12 protein-coding genes and 1 tRNA gene are annotated in these 17,291 nt (G+C 52.0%); 6 read left to right on the forward strand and 7 right to left on the reverse strand.

The window, feature by feature from the left end:
* The first annotated feature begins 156 nt into the window (after nt 1-156).
* Genes zorA1 through zorD form a run of 4 tightly spaced genes read left to right on the forward strand, consistent with a single transcriptional unit; the run spans nt 157 to nt 8,021 of the window.
* Nucleotides 157-2,346: a type I Zorya anti-phage system protein ZorA1 gene (gene zorA1, locus FDX22_RS16455; RefSeq protein WP_146717486.1), complete on the forward strand. Its 2,190-nt coding sequence runs from the start codon at nt 157-159 to the stop codon at nt 2,344-2,346.
* A gap of 13 nt (nt 2,347-2,359) precedes the next feature.
* Nucleotides 2,360-3,100: a type I Zorya anti-phage system protein ZorB1 gene (zorB1, locus tag FDX22_RS16460; RefSeq protein ID WP_146717487.1), complete on the forward strand. Its 741-nt coding sequence runs from the start codon at nt 2,360-2,362 to the stop codon at nt 3,098-3,100.
* On the forward strand, nt 3,097-4,779 hold the full coding sequence (gene zorC, locus FDX22_RS16465; RefSeq protein ID WP_146717516.1) for a type I Zorya anti-phage system protein ZorC: 1,683 nt from the start codon (nt 3,097-3,099) through the stop codon (nt 4,777-4,779). Before zorB1 ends, zorC begins: the two co-directional genes overlap by 4 nt.
* A complete protein-coding gene (gene zorD / locus FDX22_RS16470; protein WP_146717488.1) occupies nt 4,779-8,021 on the forward strand; it encodes a type I Zorya anti-phage system protein ZorD in 3,243 nt (1,080 codons plus the stop codon). The genes zorC and zorD overlap by 1 nt, the downstream gene beginning before the upstream one ends.
* 156 nt (nt 8,022-8,177) lie before the next feature.
* On the opposite strand, the gene FDX22_RS16475 is transcribed toward zorD, so the two are convergent.
* From FDX22_RS16475 to proB, 3 genes are all read right to left on the reverse strand, one after another.
* Nucleotides 8,178-8,253: transfer RNA gene (locus tag FDX22_RS16475), tRNA-Thr, on the reverse strand.
* Nucleotides 8,254-8,367: 114 nt separating this feature from the next.
* Complete coding sequence (gene proA / locus FDX22_RS16480; protein WP_096758187.1) at nt 8,368-9,621, reverse strand: glutamate-5-semialdehyde dehydrogenase; 1,254 nt, start codon at nt 9,619-9,621, stop codon at nt 8,368-8,370.
* A gap of 11 nt (nt 9,622-9,632) precedes the next feature.
* Nucleotides 9,633-10,736, reverse strand: a complete 1,104-nt coding sequence (gene proB, locus FDX22_RS16485; RefSeq protein WP_146717489.1) for a glutamate 5-kinase — start codon at nt 10,734-10,736, stop codon at nt 9,633-9,635.
* A 288-nt stretch (nt 10,737-11,024) separates the two neighbouring features.
* Between proB and phoE the strand changes: the two genes are divergently transcribed.
* The gene (phoE, locus tag FDX22_RS16490) at nt 11,025-12,080 is read left to right on the forward strand and encodes a phosphoporin PhoE (protein WP_096758189.1); all 1,056 of its coding nucleotides are present in this window, start codon (nt 11,025-11,027) and stop codon (nt 12,078-12,080) included.
* A gap of 56 nt (nt 12,081-12,136) precedes the next feature.
* On the opposite strand, the gene crl is transcribed toward phoE, so the two are convergent.
* The 3 genes from crl to gpt all read right to left on the reverse strand — a co-directional run bounded on the left by crl (nt 12,137) and on the right by gpt (nt 14,398).
* Nucleotides 12,137-12,538 (reverse strand): sigma factor-binding protein Crl, encoded by a 402-nt coding sequence (crl, locus tag FDX22_RS16495; RefSeq protein ID WP_096758190.1) that lies wholly within the window; start codon nt 12,536-12,538, stop codon nt 12,137-12,139.
* A 57-nt stretch (nt 12,539-12,595) separates the two neighbouring features.
* Complete coding sequence (gene frsA / locus FDX22_RS16500; protein ID WP_115259348.1) at nt 12,596-13,840, reverse strand: esterase FrsA; 1,245 nt, start codon at nt 13,838-13,840, stop codon at nt 12,596-12,598.
* A 99-nt stretch (nt 13,841-13,939) separates the two neighbouring features.
* Complete coding sequence (gene gpt / locus FDX22_RS16505) at nt 13,940-14,398, reverse strand: xanthine phosphoribosyltransferase (RefSeq protein ID WP_115259349.1); 459 nt, start codon at nt 14,396-14,398, stop codon at nt 13,940-13,942.
* 262 nt (nt 14,399-14,660) lie between these two features.
* Between gpt and pepD the strand changes: the two genes are divergently transcribed.
* A complete protein-coding gene (pepD, locus tag FDX22_RS16510) occupies nt 14,661-16,118 on the forward strand; it encodes a cytosol nonspecific dipeptidase (protein WP_115259350.1) in 1,458 nt (485 codons plus the stop codon).
* 103 nt (nt 16,119-16,221) lie between these two features.
* Here the strand turns inward: pepD and dinB are convergent, their stop codons facing one another.
* Nucleotides 16,222-17,277, reverse strand: a complete 1,056-nt coding sequence (dinB, locus tag FDX22_RS16515; protein WP_146717490.1) for a DNA polymerase IV — start codon at nt 17,275-17,277, stop codon at nt 16,222-16,224.
* Nucleotides 17,278-17,291 lie beyond the last annotated feature (14 nt).

Consider the following 17,291-nt stretch of genomic DNA (forward strand, 5'->3'; position numbering starts at 1 on the left):
CACTTTGATATCACCGTTCATCCCCTGAACGGCTGGGGTGTTTTGCAGGTCACGGCGCGGCGATGGCTATCACAACATATAAACATTGATTAAAAGTAATCAAAATGTTGTCGATGGTAATTTGAATGCTGATTAATATATTCAACGGGTAAAAATATGTCCTGGCTAAATTCCTTCTTAGTGACGCTTACATCTGTGGATCCCCATAATGTGCCCTTCACTGTAATCAGTATCGTGAGCCTGGCCGTTGCCTGCTTTATTTTCTTTTATTTGTTTCGGGCCATTAAAATTGTTAACAGCCTGAAAAAATATACCCAATCAATTAATAGTATTGAGAGCAGCGCCCCAGAGGCTCAGTTAGAGCATTTACAGAATCTGTTTAAGAGCCCTGAACTCAAGCACGCGTGGAATGAGTTTGAAGAGTCGTTACACCCACAACGCGAGCTGGAAGGCGGGGAAGAAAAAATCGTCCGTATTCGCGCCACTGCGCCAAGCTCGAGCTTCTTCTCTGAGCAACAGTTAGTTGATATTCCGCTAAATACTGAATTCTTCAAACACTTGCCCGGTATTCTGACCGGTGTGGGGATTATCGGCACGTTTTACGGCCTGATGATTGGCTTGAATCACTTCGACCCAGGCACCCCAGAGCAGGTCACCAGCAGCGTCAATAATTTACTGCGCGATGTGTTATATGCATTCCTCGGTTCAGCCGTAGCTATTTTCGCCTCCATTTTGGTCACCTGGCTGGAAAAACTGTCCATAGCCAAATGCTATAAGTATCTGGAAAAGTTTACCGCCTCCATCGACAAGCTCTATATCAGCGGCGTTGGCGAGGAATACCTGGCCTCACTGGTGAAGTCCAGTAACGAAAGCGCCACTCAGGCTCGCCATCTCAAAGAGAGCCTCGTCACCGATCTTCGCGATATGCTGCTGCATCTCGCTGAAAGCCAGAAAGTTGAGAATGAACGCCTCGCGAATACATTGAGCAACACCTATCGCGAATCAGGCGCACAGTTTGCTGACCAGGTGAGCGGCGCAATCGAGAACAGCCTCAAGTCACCACTGGATAAAATTGCTGGGGCGGTTCAGACCGCCAGCGGCGATCAAAGCGGCATGGTACAGAACATGCTGCAGGATGTTCTGACCGCATTTATGGCGAAGCTTGATACCACCTTCGGCCAGCAATTTACGAATCTCAACGAAATGATGGGGCAAACCGTAGGTGCTATCCAGACGATGCAAAGCGGGTTCGCCACTCTGCTACAGGATATGCGTCAGGTCAGCGATGACTCCCGACAGGGCAGCGCACAACTGATTGAACAACTGCTCTCTGAAATGAAATCAGGCCAACAGGCCATGCAGGCTGGCATGAATGACATGCTCAGTAGCCTTCAGGCATCCGTCGCAAAAATTGGTGCTGAAGGAGAAGGCGCCGGTGAACGTATGGCACGCCAGCTTGAGAAAATGTTTGCCGACAGCGAAGCGCGAGAAAAAGCTCAGGCAGAACATATGTCCGCCTTTATTGAAGCCATTCAGAATTCAGTACAGCAAGGCCAAAGTGCCACAATGGAAAAAATGGCGGCCTCTGTCGAAGCACTCGGGGATCAGTTGGGCAGTCTGTTTGGTCAGATTGATAAGGGTCAGCAACAGATATCAGCGAACCAGCAGGCTAACCAGCAGTCCCTGCACGAACAGACGCAGCAGGTGATGAGTGAGGTAGACGGTCAGATCAAACAGCTGATTGAAACGGTAGCCAGTCAGCATCAGGGCACGACTGAAACACTGAACAAACTCGCAGAACAGACCAACCGACAGATTCAGGATATGCAAAACGGCGCGGAAAAAATGCGTGTTGCCGCCGAGCGTTTTGAGCATGCAGGCGATAAGGTATCGGAAGCGAATCACCTCACGGCTGACGTACTGAATAAAGCCCAATCGGCGGGATCATCGCTCTCCCTTGCCACCAGCGAACTCACGTCTGTGGTGGCGGATTACCGTAATAATCGGGAAGCCGTTAGCAAATCCATTGCCATGCTGGAAGTGCTCGCAGCAAATACCCAGTCTGAACAAACCACCCGCAGCCAGTTCATCAACGATCTTAAGCAGCATGGGGAGCGCTTGCAAAGCTATAACCGTGAAGCGCAGACCTTTATGGAGAATGTCAGTGACGTGCTCGGAAAAGGGTTTGAAGACTTCTCAGAAGGTGTTTCTCGCAGCCTGGATAAGACCCTGGGCAAACTGGACGTCGAAATGGCGAAAGCCTCTAATCTGCTTGCAGGCTCTGTAGAACAGATCGGAGAAAGCGTCAGTGAGCTTGACGATATTCTGTCACGCGTTCGTGCCTGAGGGGTGACGGCTGATGTTTGGTAATGCATTTGGCGTTAGAAAACGCCGCGGTGATGAAGCAGAGAAACCCTTTTGGATTTCCTACGCGGATCTGATGACCGCCATGATGGTGCTATTTTTAGTCGTCATGGTGGCTTCACTGAGTTCCGTGACGCAGCGTATCCAACGTGCAGAGCAAGGGGAAAAAGTCAGAGGGCAGGATATCTCCCGATTGTGTGAGCGCCTGGAGCTGCATGCCCGCAGTGTAAATAAAACCATCGTGGTGGATTGCCACGATAACCGTATCAGTTTTGGTGAGGCTGGGCGTTTCGATCACAACCAATTTTTCCTGAATGCAGAAGGGCAAAAAGCATTGCAGGATGTCGTTCCGCTGGTGCTGGAGGCCTCTGACAGTGAAGAGGGTAAAAAGTGGTTTAAGCAAATCGTCATTGAAGGTTTTACCGACACCGATGGCTCCTACCTTTACAATTTACATCTCTCCCTGCAGCGCTCTGAGTGGGTGATGTGTAGTTTGCTCGATAGCCGTAGCCCGTTGCAAAGCAGCATCTCTGCGGAGCAGCAGATCCAAATTCGTAAGCTTTTCCTGGCAGGGGGAGTCTCGTTTAACAACGCGAAAGAGAGTAAAGAGGCCAGCCGCCGCGTCGAGTTACGTATGCAGTTCTTTGGGCTTAAGGATAAACGTGATGGGGCCGAAGAGGTAGATTTCCCTCCGGTCGTTAATAAAGAAGTTTGCCAGTTGGTAATGCCGCAATGACGCCCGCGCTCAATTCTTTATCACAACGTATTGCAGCGAAGCTCTCTTCCAGCCAGCAAGAGGACCATTATCTGCGCAATGATTTCCACGCGCTGGCTTCTTCTAGCCGTGAGATGGAAAAGCGATTTGATAAAGCAGAGAAAATTCCCATGCCTCCACATGAAATGCGGTTGGCAGCCCTGCGTCGTTTTCGTCTTGCGGAAGAACTGACTGAACGTGAATGGCGGATGGTGTTTTATGGCCTCGCCGATACCGATCCGCTCTACCCTGACCGGCCAGTATTACTGGAGGATGATACATTCTTCCCCCATGTCGACAGTGCTATCAAAAAACAGATTGAATCCAAGACACTAAAACGCAAGGACTGGGCAGCACTTTGTTCAAGTTATTTTGCCTACAAACACGAATCGCCAGAAATAAACCCGCACTGGTGTGTACTGCGTGGTCATATCGCCAGGGGGTATCCCGTGGTAAAAGCCGCTATCCGCAGAGAAAAGTCGTGGATGAAAACCATTGAGTTTTATCACGACATTTTTACGTCTCAGGCTGGCGGTGTGATATCCCAGCAGCTCCTTTCTGGTGAGAGTAACTCTTTATCATCATTAGAAAAAATAGCGCAAATCCCCGATAGCAGCTGGTTGTGGAAGCGTATTTTCACGGTGTTGCTGGCGCAGCTTGATACTCTGGACGATCCTCAATATCTGGACAAAATCAGTTGGCTATTAGGCTTGGCGGCGCAGTGGGTACGTTTTCGTGATGACATTATGACGGCGACACTGACCCGTTACTATCATTCTACCTATCGCGACCAGGCGCATTCCGCCCTGAAACAGGCCGCACTGGAATACTGGGATAACCCGCAGTTGAAAAGCCAACAGAACAAGTGGCATCAGTATGTTTCTGAACCTGTCGCGGCAATGGTGCGTGGCTGGTTAGCAAAACAGGACCTGATGCACTTCTTTGAACTGCTTCGCGGCAATGGCGATGTCGATCAGGCACGACTGCACTATTGGCTGCGTTTTGCGAATCAGATGGGGTTCACCCGCATCGTGATGGGACCAGACGCTTGGCACGATCGCGATAGCGATTTTGTGAAATTCCGCGAGGAGAATCGTGGGAGGCTAAGTCATCTGCGCGGTGGGCGTAGTTTCGACAACGCCATGATCATGCAGATTAACGATTACATTTTCGTTGAGTTTTCCGGAACGGGGAACGCGATGTATGCCTATCGAGTGGGCCAGGCTCCATTTAACCCAGAGTCACACTCATTGGATATCAATATCCAATTAAAAGACAAATACCGTAATGTTCTTCGTCTTCCACATACTCCACGAGCAGAAGGGTACAACAAGACCCAGATCACCGGCTGGATGCTGAAATACGACGATGAACTGCGTCAGTTGGGTATCCGCTGGATGGCTGAAGAGCCCGTCAAATTTGTTGATAAAAAAGCGCCCTCACCCGCCCCGGTATCTGACATCAAAATCATCAATCCATTGCGGGATACAGCAATACAGCGCCTGGTTGAAAACACCGCATGCATCGTCAGCGATAACCGACAAAAAGGTGGCGTGCTGTCTATACAGCTCAAAGCACCGGATGACACAACGGAAAGAGAGTTACTCCGACTCGGCTTCGCTCCCGTAACTAAAGAACCGCATCGCTACTGGATCAAATAATGCTGAAACGTCTGTTAAGTAAGCTGACGGGTGACCGTCAGCAGATAGAACACCACCTGAAGAATCAGTACCAGGCTGAAGAAAACGGGCTTAGTTTTCCGCACTCGTTGGTTGATGACCCGGGGCTTTGGGCGCTGGCATCCTGGCTTGAGCAACTGGCGGAAGAAGACTATCTGATATCACTCACAGACCGATGGTTGCTGAGCTGGGAGTCGCTGTATCGCCTACTGGAAGATGAAGAACATGCCAGCAGTCTGCCTTTGATTGGCGTGCCTGAGGTTTTGCCCCTACGTGCAAGTTTGAGTTCTCGAGGAGCGCTAAGCGATAATGATTTCCGCGTCTGGATTACTGAATGGGTTACGTGTCCCACGCGTAAATCGATCCGTCTTAGCCGTACCGGCGCAATTTTTACTTATGAAAATCAGCAGTATCTGTTATCACGAGAAAACTGGGCGCTCTTGCAGGCAACCGAGCAACTCAGTGCGCAGCAATTACAGTCTCCCGGCGAAACCACTAACCAGCTGGGATGGGCCACAATTCGCAAATGCGCGAAACAGGCCGCTGCAAAATTTGATGATTATTTAGAAAAAACGCACGTCATCAAACCCACTTCATTGTCGTTACGCCTGCGTAAGGCAACGATTGCTGATACTGCCGTTATCGAGATTGAGCCACACTTCGAAGACCAACCCGCTAACTGGCTGGGCAGTTTTGACAAGAACTCACAGGTCCACGATAGCTATCGCATTCCCGGGGAGAACGGCGAACTCAGCCATGTCATCATCCCACCCGAAGTAAAAGAAGTCCTGAATTCAATACACTCAATTCCTGGCCGCCGGGTTGCCGGAAGTGAAGCACTTTCCTTTGTTCGCAATCCCTATACTTTCCTGGGTGAAGATGCCGCCAGTGTTATTGCCCCCGAGGAACATGAGCAGGCACTGTTTGATGCCCATATTTTCTTCCATCATTTCAGACTTCAGCCCCGTGTAAATGATGAGAACAAGATAGAGGATATTACGTTGGTTCTGGAGCCCGTCTCGCCAGTACCACAACCGGAAGTCACCTTCCTTTTTTCCACCCCTTGGGAGCTGGATAAATTTGTACAGGCAGTGGGGATCAGCGTTGCCGCGCATATGCCAGCAGGTTCCTGGCAGGGATACGAGCTGGAATTGAGTCAATTCACTGAACAGCAATGGCATGATTGCCAGTCGCTGCTGTTGCGTTGGCAACAGGAAGCCGAAGGTAACGAATTTAACGATGTCCTGGATCTTGGTAAATATGGCGATCGCGTCATTGGCATCGGTGAGTTCGAAAAAATATCCTCTCCCTGGCTGACCAAGGCGCAAAGCGAAAACTGGCTCCCTGATGGCATCGACTTCTCCGAATTTTCGGTAGAAACACTGGATGGCTGGCAACCTGATAACCTAGAGCATTTCGATGAACTGCAGGAGAGAATTACCCAGGCAGAAGCAACTGGCGAAACGCATATCATCTCTCCCTGGAACGACTCTGAACTGCCACTGGATGCGGCGAAAACCTTCAGTAAGAACTGGGAAAAACAGCAAAATTCAGCACATGAATCAGAGAGCAATGTTGCTGAAAAAGCAGCCCGGGCAGTGCTCAAAATTGAACAGAATATTGAAGAAGCGGTTTACATTAAACAGCGCCGAAATTCACTCCTCAATGCACGCCATGCTGAACCTGAAATTCCACTGAGCCTGAAAGAGCACATCCGACTCAAAGACCACCAGCGTGAAGGTGTGGCCTGGCTTCAGCAGCTTTTCCTTCGTTCACCTCAGGAAACTGCAGGTTGCCTGCTCGCGGATGATATGGGGCTGGGGAAAACGCTACAGATCCTGAGCTTCCTGGTGTGGTTCATTGAAAAATTCCCTGACGAGCCACCAAGTCTCATCGTTGCCCCCGTCTCTCTTTTGGATAACTGGGAGCGTGAACTCGACAATTTCTTCTACACCTCCGGGATTTCGGTGATGAAATTGTATGGCGACACTATCAAAGCGGTGAAATACCCGAAACAAGCTATTCCTGCTCATCTACAGTCTCAGGGGATCAAAAATTTGCTCAAACCCGGCTGGCAGGGTGAGGCGAAAATCATTCTGACAACCTACGAAACGCTTCGCGATCAGGAGTTCTCCCTGGCACGCCAGTCATGGTCCATCATGGTCTGCGACGAGGCACAAAAAATAAAGAACCCGGCGGCATTAATCACTCATGCAGCCAATGCGATACAAGCAAGATTCAAAGTGGCATGTACCGGCACGCCTGTCGAAAACACGCTTGTAGACCTGTGGAGCCTCTTTGATTTCGCTCAGCCGGGCCTCTTAGGCGCACTCAATGAATTTGGCAAACACTATGTTCGCCCGATAGAGAACGAAGCGGGTCGGGACACAGGGCAGCTTGAAAGTTTACGAACGTTGATTGAACCACAGACATTACGCCGGACTAAAGAAGAGGTTGCGCGTGATTTACCGCAAAAAATCGAAGTCGTCAGCTGTAAACAACTGCCGCTTTCTGGCCCTCAAAAGCAACTGTATCTTTCTTCGATAGCCAACTGGCAGCAACAGCAGGCACTTAGTGAAGGAATGCAGCAAGCAGGCGCGGGGATGCTGGGGTTATTACATCGTCTTAAACTGATTTGTGCGCACCCGGCAGTCGTTAACCCTGAGCCTCGATATCGGGAAGGGTCGCCAAAGCTAAACTGGATGTTGAAAACGCTGGATGAAATTAAGCACACCAGCAAAGACAAAGTAATCATCTTTACTGAACTGCGCGATCTCCAGCGCGAGATACAGCATGCTATTCAACAGCGATTCGGTTTCCGTCCGGTGATCATCAACGGCGACACCAGTACTAAAAGTCATAGCCAGAATAGCCGCCAGCGATTGATTGATGATTTCCAGTCCCAACCCGGCTTTGGCGTGATTATTCTCTCTACCGTCGCAGTTGGATTTGGGGTTAACGTGCAGAAAGCGAACCACGTTATTCATTTCACCCGCTGCTGGAATCCGGCAAAAGAAGATCAGGCAACTGACCGCGCTTACCGTATCGGCCAGACAAAGGATGTGTATGTGTATTATCCGACGGTAATGGACTCTGAAATCACGACGTTTGAAGAAACGCTGGACGAACTCCTTCAGCGGAGACGGACATTGGCCAGAGATATGTTGTGCTCTACACCGGATCTAAGCAGCGCTGATTTTGAGAACATTTTAAAAGGGACATAACTGATCAAGGACCGAACACAGAATGCCCCCACTTATGCCCCCAACTGCGACTTGATTTCGGTTGAGTCCAGTTGATAACAGGAGATAAGATACGGGCCGTAAACCGCAGTATACGGGCTTTTAGTTGATTTCAATAGACTTGAGAAGAGTTTGAAATGGTGCCGATAATAGGAGTCGAACCTACGACCTTCGCATTACGAATGCGCTGCTCTACCAACTGAGCTATATCGGCACTGATAAAGACATGCCCACGATTGTGAACACGGGGTAGAAGGTTAAAACTAACCGGGCGACGCGTCAATGGCCTTGCGAATCAAACGCCTATTTTTGCATCACCCGGTTTCAATTACGCACGAATCGTGTCGTCACCGAAGCCGATCCACTTGTACGTGGTCAGTGCTTCCAGCCCCATCGGTCCGCGTGCGTGTAATTTCTGCGTACTGACTGCCACTTCCGCACCCAGTCCAAACTGGCCGCCGTCGGTAAAACGGGTGGAGGCGTTAACGTACACCGCAGACGAATCCACCTCGTTAACGAAGCGGTTGGCGTTGTGCATATCGCGCGTCAGGATCGCATCGGAATGCTGGGTGCCATGTTCGCGAATATGGCCGATGGCCTCATCCAGGTCGCTGACAATTTTTACGTTCAGATCCAGCGACAGAAACTCATCGTCGTACTCTTGTGCTTTTACCGCCACCACGTTGGCCGGACCGGCCTGCAATTGAGTCAGCGCGGCCTCATCAGCATGCAGCGTGACGCCGCTTTGCGCCATCTGCTGGCTCAGCACGGGCAGGAAGCGTCCGGCGATATTCTGGTGCACCAGCAGCGTCTCGACGGTATTACAGGTGCTCGGGCGTTGGGTTTTGGCGTTAACGATAATCCGGAGTGCGGCGATGATATCTGCGCTTTCATCCACATAGATATGACAAACACCAATACCGCCAGTGATCACCGGAATAGTCGACTGTTCGCGACACAGTTTGTGCAGGCCAGCGCCGCCGCGCGGGATCAGCATATCGATGTACTTATCCATGCGCAGCATTTCGCTGACCAGTGCGCGGTCCGGATTATCAATCGACTGCACGGCGGCCGCCGGTAAACCACAGGCCTCCAGCGCCTGCTGAATCACTGCCACAGTTGCCGCATTTGTCCGGTACGTCTCTTTGCCCCCGCGCAGGATCGCCGCATTGCCGGTTTTCAGGCACAGGGAGGCGACATCAACGGTGACGTTAGGACGCGCTTCATAAATCACGCCAATCACGCCCAGCGGGACGCGACGACGCTCCAGACGCAGGCCGCTATCCAGCAGACCGCCGTCAATCACCTGCCCGACCGGGTCGGCGAGGTTGCACACCTGACGTACGTCGTCGGCGATGGCTTTCAAACGTGCCGGGGTCAGCGCCAGACGGTCAAGCATTGCTTCACTCAGACCGTTTTCCCGCGCCTGCTCAACGTCTTGTGCGTTAGCGCTGAGGATGCTTTCGGTTTGTGCTTCCAGTTCATCGGCAATCTTTTCCAGCACACGGTTTTTTTCGCGGCTGGAGAGTAGCGCCAGCTTATACGACGCTGCTTTGGCAGCAATGCCCATTTGTTCCAGCATATGCCTGCTCCTTAACGGGTGATCATGTCATCGCGATGGACGGCAACCGGGCCATATTCATAGCCGAGGATCGCGTCAATCTGTTGAGAGTGGTGTCCGGCAATACGGCGCAGCGCGTCGCTGTTATAGCGAGTGACGCCGTGGGCAATATCGCGCCCTTCAAGATTGCAGATACGAATCACTTCACCACGAGAGAAGTTGCCTGTCACGCTTTTAATGCCTTTGGGCAATAACGAACTGCCGCGTTCCAGAATGGCTGAGGTTGCGCCTTCATCGACGGTGATTTCCCCGGCGGGCGGTGCGCCGAAGATCCAGCGTTTGCGGTTCTCCAGCGGAGAAGCCTGAGCATGAAAACGCGTCCCCACGGACACGCCTTCCATTACATCACCAATCACGCCAGGCTTGCTGCCTGCGGCAATAATGGTGTCGATACCGGCGCGGCAGGCCACGTCTGCCGCCTGCAGTTTGGTGCCCATACCGCCGGTGCCGAGGCCAGAGACGCTGTCTCCGGCGATAGACCGCAGCGCGTCATCAATCCCGTAGACATCTTTAATCAGCTCAGCCTGCGGATTGGTACGCGGGTCAGCGGTGAACAGGCCCTGCTGATCGGTGAGCAGCAGCAGCTTATCGGCCCCGGCCAGAATCGCCGCCAGCGCCGACAAGTTGTCGTTATCACCGACTTTAATTTCGGCGGTTGCCACCGCGTCGTTCTCATTGATGACAGGAACGATGTTGTTATCCAGCAGCGCACGTAACGTGTCGCGAGCGTTAAGGAAACGTTCTCTGTCTTCCATATCCGCACGCGTCAGCAGCATCTGCCCGACATGAATGCCATAAATGGAGAACAGCTGTTCCCAGAGTTGAATCAGTCGGCTCTGCCCTACTGCCGCCAGCAGCTGTTTAGAGGCGATCGTTGCCGGGAGTTCAGGGTAACCAAGATGTTCACGCCCGGCGGCAATCGCGCCCGAGGTAACAATAACAATGCGATGCCCTGCGACATGGAGCTGCGCGCACTGGCGGACCAGTTCTACGATGTGGGCACGGTTCAGGCGGCGCGATCCGCCCGTTAGCACACTGGTGCCAAGTTTTACCACCAGCGTCTGGCTGTCACTCATGATTCTCTGCCATTCAAGATTGGGGAAATGATATCAAACGAACGTTTTAGCAGGACTGGCCCCGGTTGCCAACAGCCAGCGCACAAAGCATGAAATTTTATTGCGCAGGATCAGCAAGCGTAGCGGCAGGTTGTGACGTTTTTATGACAGAAACAAATAAACATTCTTTTTTAAAAATATTCTTACTTTGTCATAAAACGTTCATTGCCAGACGTTAAAAACCCTCCTGTCTTTGAACGGGGAACACACCCAGTAAATATTCGCGCGTACTTTAAATCAGGAATGAAAATGAAAAAGAGCACTCTGGCATTAGTGGTGATGGGTATTATGGCATCGGCATCCGTACAGGCAGCGGAAGTGTATAATAAGAACGGAAATAAACTGGATGTGTACGGCAAAGTTAAAGCCATGCACTACATGACCGATAATGACAGCAAAGACGGCGACCAAAGCTATATCCGTTTTGGTTTTAAAGGTGAAACTCAAATTAACGATCAGCTGACCGGTTATGGTCGTTGGGAAGCAGAGTTCGCAGGCAATAAAGCCGAAAGCGATCCTAACCAGCAAAAAACACGTCTGGCCTTCGCGGGTCTGAAATTGAAAAACCTCGGTTCCTTCGACTACGGTCGTAACCTGGGTGCGCTGTACGACGTTGAAGCGTGGACCGATATGTTCCCGGAGTTCGGCGGGGACTCTTCCGCGCAGACCGATAACTTCATGACCAAACGCGCCAGCGGTCTGGCGACGTACCGTAACACCGACTTCTTCGGCGTCGTTGATGGCCTGGATCTCACCTTGCAATACCAGGGTAAAAACGAAGACCGCGATGTGAAAAAACAGAATGGCGACGGTTTTGGTACGTCGGTGACCTATGACTTTGGCGGCAGCGATTTCGCCATCAGCGGCGCCTATACCAATTCCGATCGTACCAATCAGCAGAATCTGCAAAACCGTGGTGCGGGCGATAAAGCCGAAGCCTGGGCAACCGGTTTAAAATACGATGCCAACGATATTTATATTGCCACGATGTACTCTGAAACGCGCAAAATGACGCCTATATCCGGTGGTTTCGCCAATAAAACACAGAACGTCGAAGCAGTGGTTCAGTACCAGTTTGATTTTGGTCTGCGTCCGTCCCTGGGATATGTGCTGTCGAAAGGCAAAGATATTGAAGGTATCGGTAATGAAGATCTGGTGAATTATATCGACGTTGGCGCGACCTATTATTTCAACAAGAATATGTCAGCATTTGTTGATTATAAAATCAACCAGTTGGATAGCGATAATAAGCTGGCCATCAACAATGATGATATCGTCGCAGTGGGGATGACCTACCAGTTCTGATCTAACATAAAAAATGCCGGATGGGGTTGCGCCGCCATCCGGCATTTTGCTGTTCACTATGCCGTTAATTTAACCGGCTGATCTTTAAAGTCGTCCGCAGGTTCCAGCGCCAGATTCAGCGACGTTAGCAACCCACGCAATTTTTCATGGAACTCACGTAAGGTGTACTCCAGTCGATCTACCACTTCAGTCTCTTTGATGGGCACGGCGGTCCAGTTGCCGTCTTGATCAAACAAACCAAACTGGTAGCTGTACGTGAAGCGTTTTTCCTGTGCTTCTAACTCCATCCACCAGCCCCAGAATTCACGCTTCTCCGGCGCGGGTTTCACGTTGACGCAAACAGCCAGACAATCGAAAAAAAATCGATTATCTTCGCACTGCCCTTCCCGGATGTAGGGGCCAAGCGCGGTGAATTTCTTGATCAATCTGCTTTTCGGGTGTCCACTCGGTAACGTCATTGCGATCTCCTTAGGTGAAGCAACTGTTTTACCAAATCAATAAAATTTAGCAATCTATTAACACAATCTCTGATTGATCCATCCGGTTATTTCTTGCAGCGCTTTATCAAAATTGCGATACACCGGGTTGAACGGGATCTCCATCAGCTTACCGTCAGAAGATGACGATGTGATTAAGCGAGACTCCTCTTCCGGACTAAACGGATCGTTTTTCCAGAAGCCCGATAGCATCGGCGTTGGACAACGTCGGCCCAACAGGCCTTGTACCTTTAATGAATAGCGATTGAGCTCGACACGCAGTGCGTCATCAGAGGCGTCGTGCATACCCAGACGGCTGGCCAGTACATCAAGATACATTTCCGGGACGCTTGCCTGCCGCTGCGGGTCGCTGAGCAGCGCATGCACTACCGGCCCCAGACACGCCACCGCTTTCAGGCGCGAAGATTCGAGATACGCCAACCGTACCGCCACGTTGGCGCCAAAGCGAAAACCAAATGCCGCCACGCGGGTGTGATCGACCCAGGGAATGTTGGGCAGTGCTTTTAATACGTGCTGATGCAGCAGGCTGGAATCCTGGGTCAGTTTCCATTTCGACGAAAACCCGACCGAGGGCATGTCCAGCGTCAGCATGGCAATACCACGCGGGGCAAAATAGCGTTCATACAGGGTGTAGTAATCCGTTTGCATGGAATCCAGCCCCCCGCACATCAGCACCGTCGGGAACGGGCCGTCACCTTTTGGCATATGCAAAAAACCGGTGATCGGCGCACCGCCGGGAACCGTGAATTCCAGTTCGCGCAGCTTGCCGGGCAAGCGCTGAGCCGCCTCTTCATACGCGCGATTCGCCAGGGCCTGCGCCTGTTCAGCCAGCTCGTCGCCTTTCAGATGCGGATACGCCGCAATGTTGTACAGCGTAGAGGCGTGCAGCCAGTGGCGTCCGCTAATTTGTGGGTCCTGTTCTGCCATGGCCTTCTGTTGCCAGTCCATCGCCTGCTTCGCCCACTCGTAGATCCAGTTCCCGCCACGATAGCCAATGACCGTGTCATAGAGCTCTTTATCTGTACGCTCTGCTTCGCTCATGACGATACGCGCCTGCACCTCAAGGATTTCGCGCGGATCGACGCCGCGCCAGATCCACATCAGGCGATTCACCATGCGGTACCAGTGCGGGATGGTTGTGCCATCCAGGGCAGATTGCACAGACGGCTGCGCGCCGTGATTAAATCGACGAACCAGCGTTGACGTTTCAGGGTGTTTGAAGCGGGGTTTAAACAGGACTTCGCTGAGGTTAGCCTGTGACATAATTACGGCCTCCATGAGTACTCACTAAGGCATAGTGTAACCTGACACGGCACAAAAAGAACAACGCCCGGCATAGCCAGGCGTTGAAAACGATTTAGATTAGCGGCCTGAAATCGGCGGGACGAACACGACGCCCATATCCCACGGCTGCTCGATCCAGGTATCCTGAGGGATATCAACAACATAATCATTCACCAGCGGACGGCCTGCCGGTTTAGCGAAGATGGTGACGAAATGCGCTTTAGGGTACATTTCGCGAATCGCAACCGCGGTACCACCGGTGTCAACCAAGTCATCGATTACGATGAAACCTTCACCGTCACCTTCGGCACGTTTCAGAACGGTCAGTTCGCGCTGATTGTCGTGATCGTAGCTGGAGATGCATACGGTATCGACATGACGAATACCCAATTCACGCGCCAGCAGCGCGCCTGGCACCAGACCACCACGGCTAACGGCAATGATGCCTTTCCATTGTTCAGAAGGCATCAAGCGGCTTGCCAGTTTACGTGCATGGATCTGCAACATGTCCCAGGTGACGACGTATTTTTCGCTCATGTGAAGTTGTCCCAGCCTGTTTATCTACGGCTTAAAAAGTGTTCGAGGGGGAAATAGGTTGCGCGAGATTATAGAGATCTGACGCGCTAAAAACCAGTGTTAAGCGGAATCCAGGCCTCTTTTTGCATGCTTTTTGCTAGCCGTGAGCAGAGAAAGTGGTATTCTCAATTGCATCGCGCAAGCCTGACTTGTGGTGTTTTTAATTCTGCTAACCCCGTGGCCTGTAAGTCAATTTTGCAGGGCATCGCCAAGGAGACTCAACGTGTCTGAACTGTCTCAATTATCCCCGCAGCCGCTGTGGGATATTTTTGCCAAAATCTGTTCTATTCCTCATCCGTCCTACCATGAAGAGCAACTCGCTGAACATATTCTGAGTTGGGCCCAAGAGAAAGGTTTCCACGTCGAGCGCGATCAGGTGGGTAATATCCTGATTCGCAAACCCGCTACCGCAGGAATGGAAAACCGCAAGCCGGTTGTTCTGCAGGCGCACCTGGATATGGTGCCGCAAAAAAACAACGATACCGTTCACGACTTCACCAAAGATCCGATCCAGCCTTATATTGACGGCGAATGGGTGAAAGCCCGTGGCACCACGCTGGGTGCGGATAACGGTATCGGTATGGCCTCTGCGCTGGCCGTTCTGGCGGATGACAGCGTGGTTCACGGCCCGCTGGAAGTTTTGCTGACCATGACCGAAGAAGCGGGCATGGACGGTGCGTTTGGTCTGCAGGCTAACTGGCTGCAGGCAGATATTCTGATCAACACCGACTCCGAAGAAGAAGGTGAGATCTACATGGGTTGCGCGGGGGGGATCGACTTCACCGCCAATCTGCCGCTGTCTCGTGAAGCCATTCCTGCAGGTTTCCAGACCTTTAAGCTGACGCTGAAAGGCCTGAAAGGCGGTCACTCCGGCGGCGAAATCCATGTTGGCCTCGGTAATGCCAACAAGCTGCTGGTACGCTTCCTGGCTGGCCACGCTGAAGAACTGGATCTGCGTCTGGTTGATTTCAACGGTGGTACGCTGCGTAACGCGATCCCACGTGAAGCCTTTGCTACCCTTGCTGTTGCCGCAGATAAAGTCGATGCGTTAAAAGCGCTGGTCAGCACTTATCAGGAAATCCTGAAAAACGAGCTGGCAGCAAAAGAGAAAAATCTGGCACTGCTGCTGGATACCGTCACTAACGACAAAGCCGCACTGACCGCTCAGTCCCGCGATACCTTTGTTCGTCTGCTGAACGCGACACCAAACGGCGTGATCCGCAATTCAGACGTGGCAAAAGGCGTGGTGGAAACCTCCCTGAACGTCGGTGTTGTCACCATGACTGACGACAACGTGCAGATTCACTGCCTGGTTCGCTCGCTGATCGACAGCGGTAAAGACTATGTGGTGAGCATGCTGGATTCTCTGGGCAAGCTGGCAGGCGCTAAAACCGAAGCCAAAGGCGCGTATCCGGGCTGGCAGCCGGACGCGAACTCACCGGTCATGCACCTGGTGCGCGAAACCTATCAGCGTCTGTTTAACAAGACGCCAAACATCCAGATTATCCACGCGGGTCTGGAATGCGGTCTGTTTAAGAAGCCGTATCCGGAAATGGACATGGTTTCCATCGGGCCAACCATCACAGGTCCGCACTCCCCGGATGAGCAGGTTCATATCGAAAGCGTTGGCCATTACTGGACGCTGCTGACTGAACTGCTGAAGTCTATTCCGGCGAAGTAAGTCCCTGCAATAAATGCCGGATGGCGCTGCTGCTTATCCGGCCTACGATCGCGTAGGTAAGCCGGATAAGGTATTTATGCCGCTATCCGGCAATACATCCAACTCAAAGCCCCAGTACCAACTGCCTTTCCAGCTGTGGATCCAGCAGCGTGACGTGTAATCCCACCAGCCTGACCCCACGTCCTCCCCGACGCTCATCCCAGGTTTTGCGCGCCGTGGTAATCAAATCGTCTTTACTTAAGCGCGGCCAGACGTGCTCCTGAGTGGTCTGCTGAAAGTCATTAAACTTTAATTTAATGCCCTGGCGAGCAATACATAAATCCGGTTTTACCTTTGCCAGACGCCGCTCCAGCTCCGGATAAAGCCGCTCGATAATCGCCTCACATTCTGACCACTCATGAATATCCTCTGCCAGCGTGCGTTCAACACCGACGGATTTGCGCATTCTGTCGTTATTCACATCCCGCTCGTCAATACCCTGGCTGCGCTCCCACAGCACGCGACCAAATTTACCAAAACGCTTAAGCAATATCGCCAGGTCGCACTGTTGTATATCTTCACAGGTACGTAATCCCATGGATTCCAGCTTGGCGGCGGAAACTTTGCCGACGCCGGGGATTTTCCCCAGCGGGAGCGTTCTGATAAATTCCGGCACATCATCCGGTGTGATCACATATTGCCCGTTGGGCTTATTGAGATCGGAGGCGATCTTGGCCAGAAACTTGACCGGTGCAATCCCCGCGGAGGCGGTGAGCTGTAGCTCGTCAAAAATCGTCTGGCGAATTTGCTGGGCAATCAGTGTGGCCGATCCGTGACAGTGCGTGCTGTCGGTGACGTCCAGATAGGCTTCATCCAGCGAAAGGGGTTCGATAAGCGAGGTGTAGCGTGCGAAGATCGCCTGAATCTGGCGAGACGCTTCTTTATACGCCTCATAACGACCGGGTAATAAGGTGAGATGCGGGCACAGTTTTAGCGCCATCCCCGTGGGCATCGCGCTGCGTACGCCAAATTTCCGCGCCGGGTAATTGGCGGTGCTGATCACCCCCCGGCGTTCACGGCTGCCACCGATAGCGATCGGGATATCACGCAGCGCGGGGTTATCACGCATTTCCACCGCCGCGAAAAAGCAGTCCATATCGACATGTATAATTTTACGCATCGCCCCTCCCACAA

Origin of the sequence: Citrobacter sp. TBCS-14 (genome assembly GCF_005280805.1) — a bacterium.
In the GTDB taxonomy this organism is placed as follows: Bacteria; Pseudomonadota; Gammaproteobacteria; order Enterobacterales; family Enterobacteriaceae; genus Citrobacter; species Citrobacter gillenii.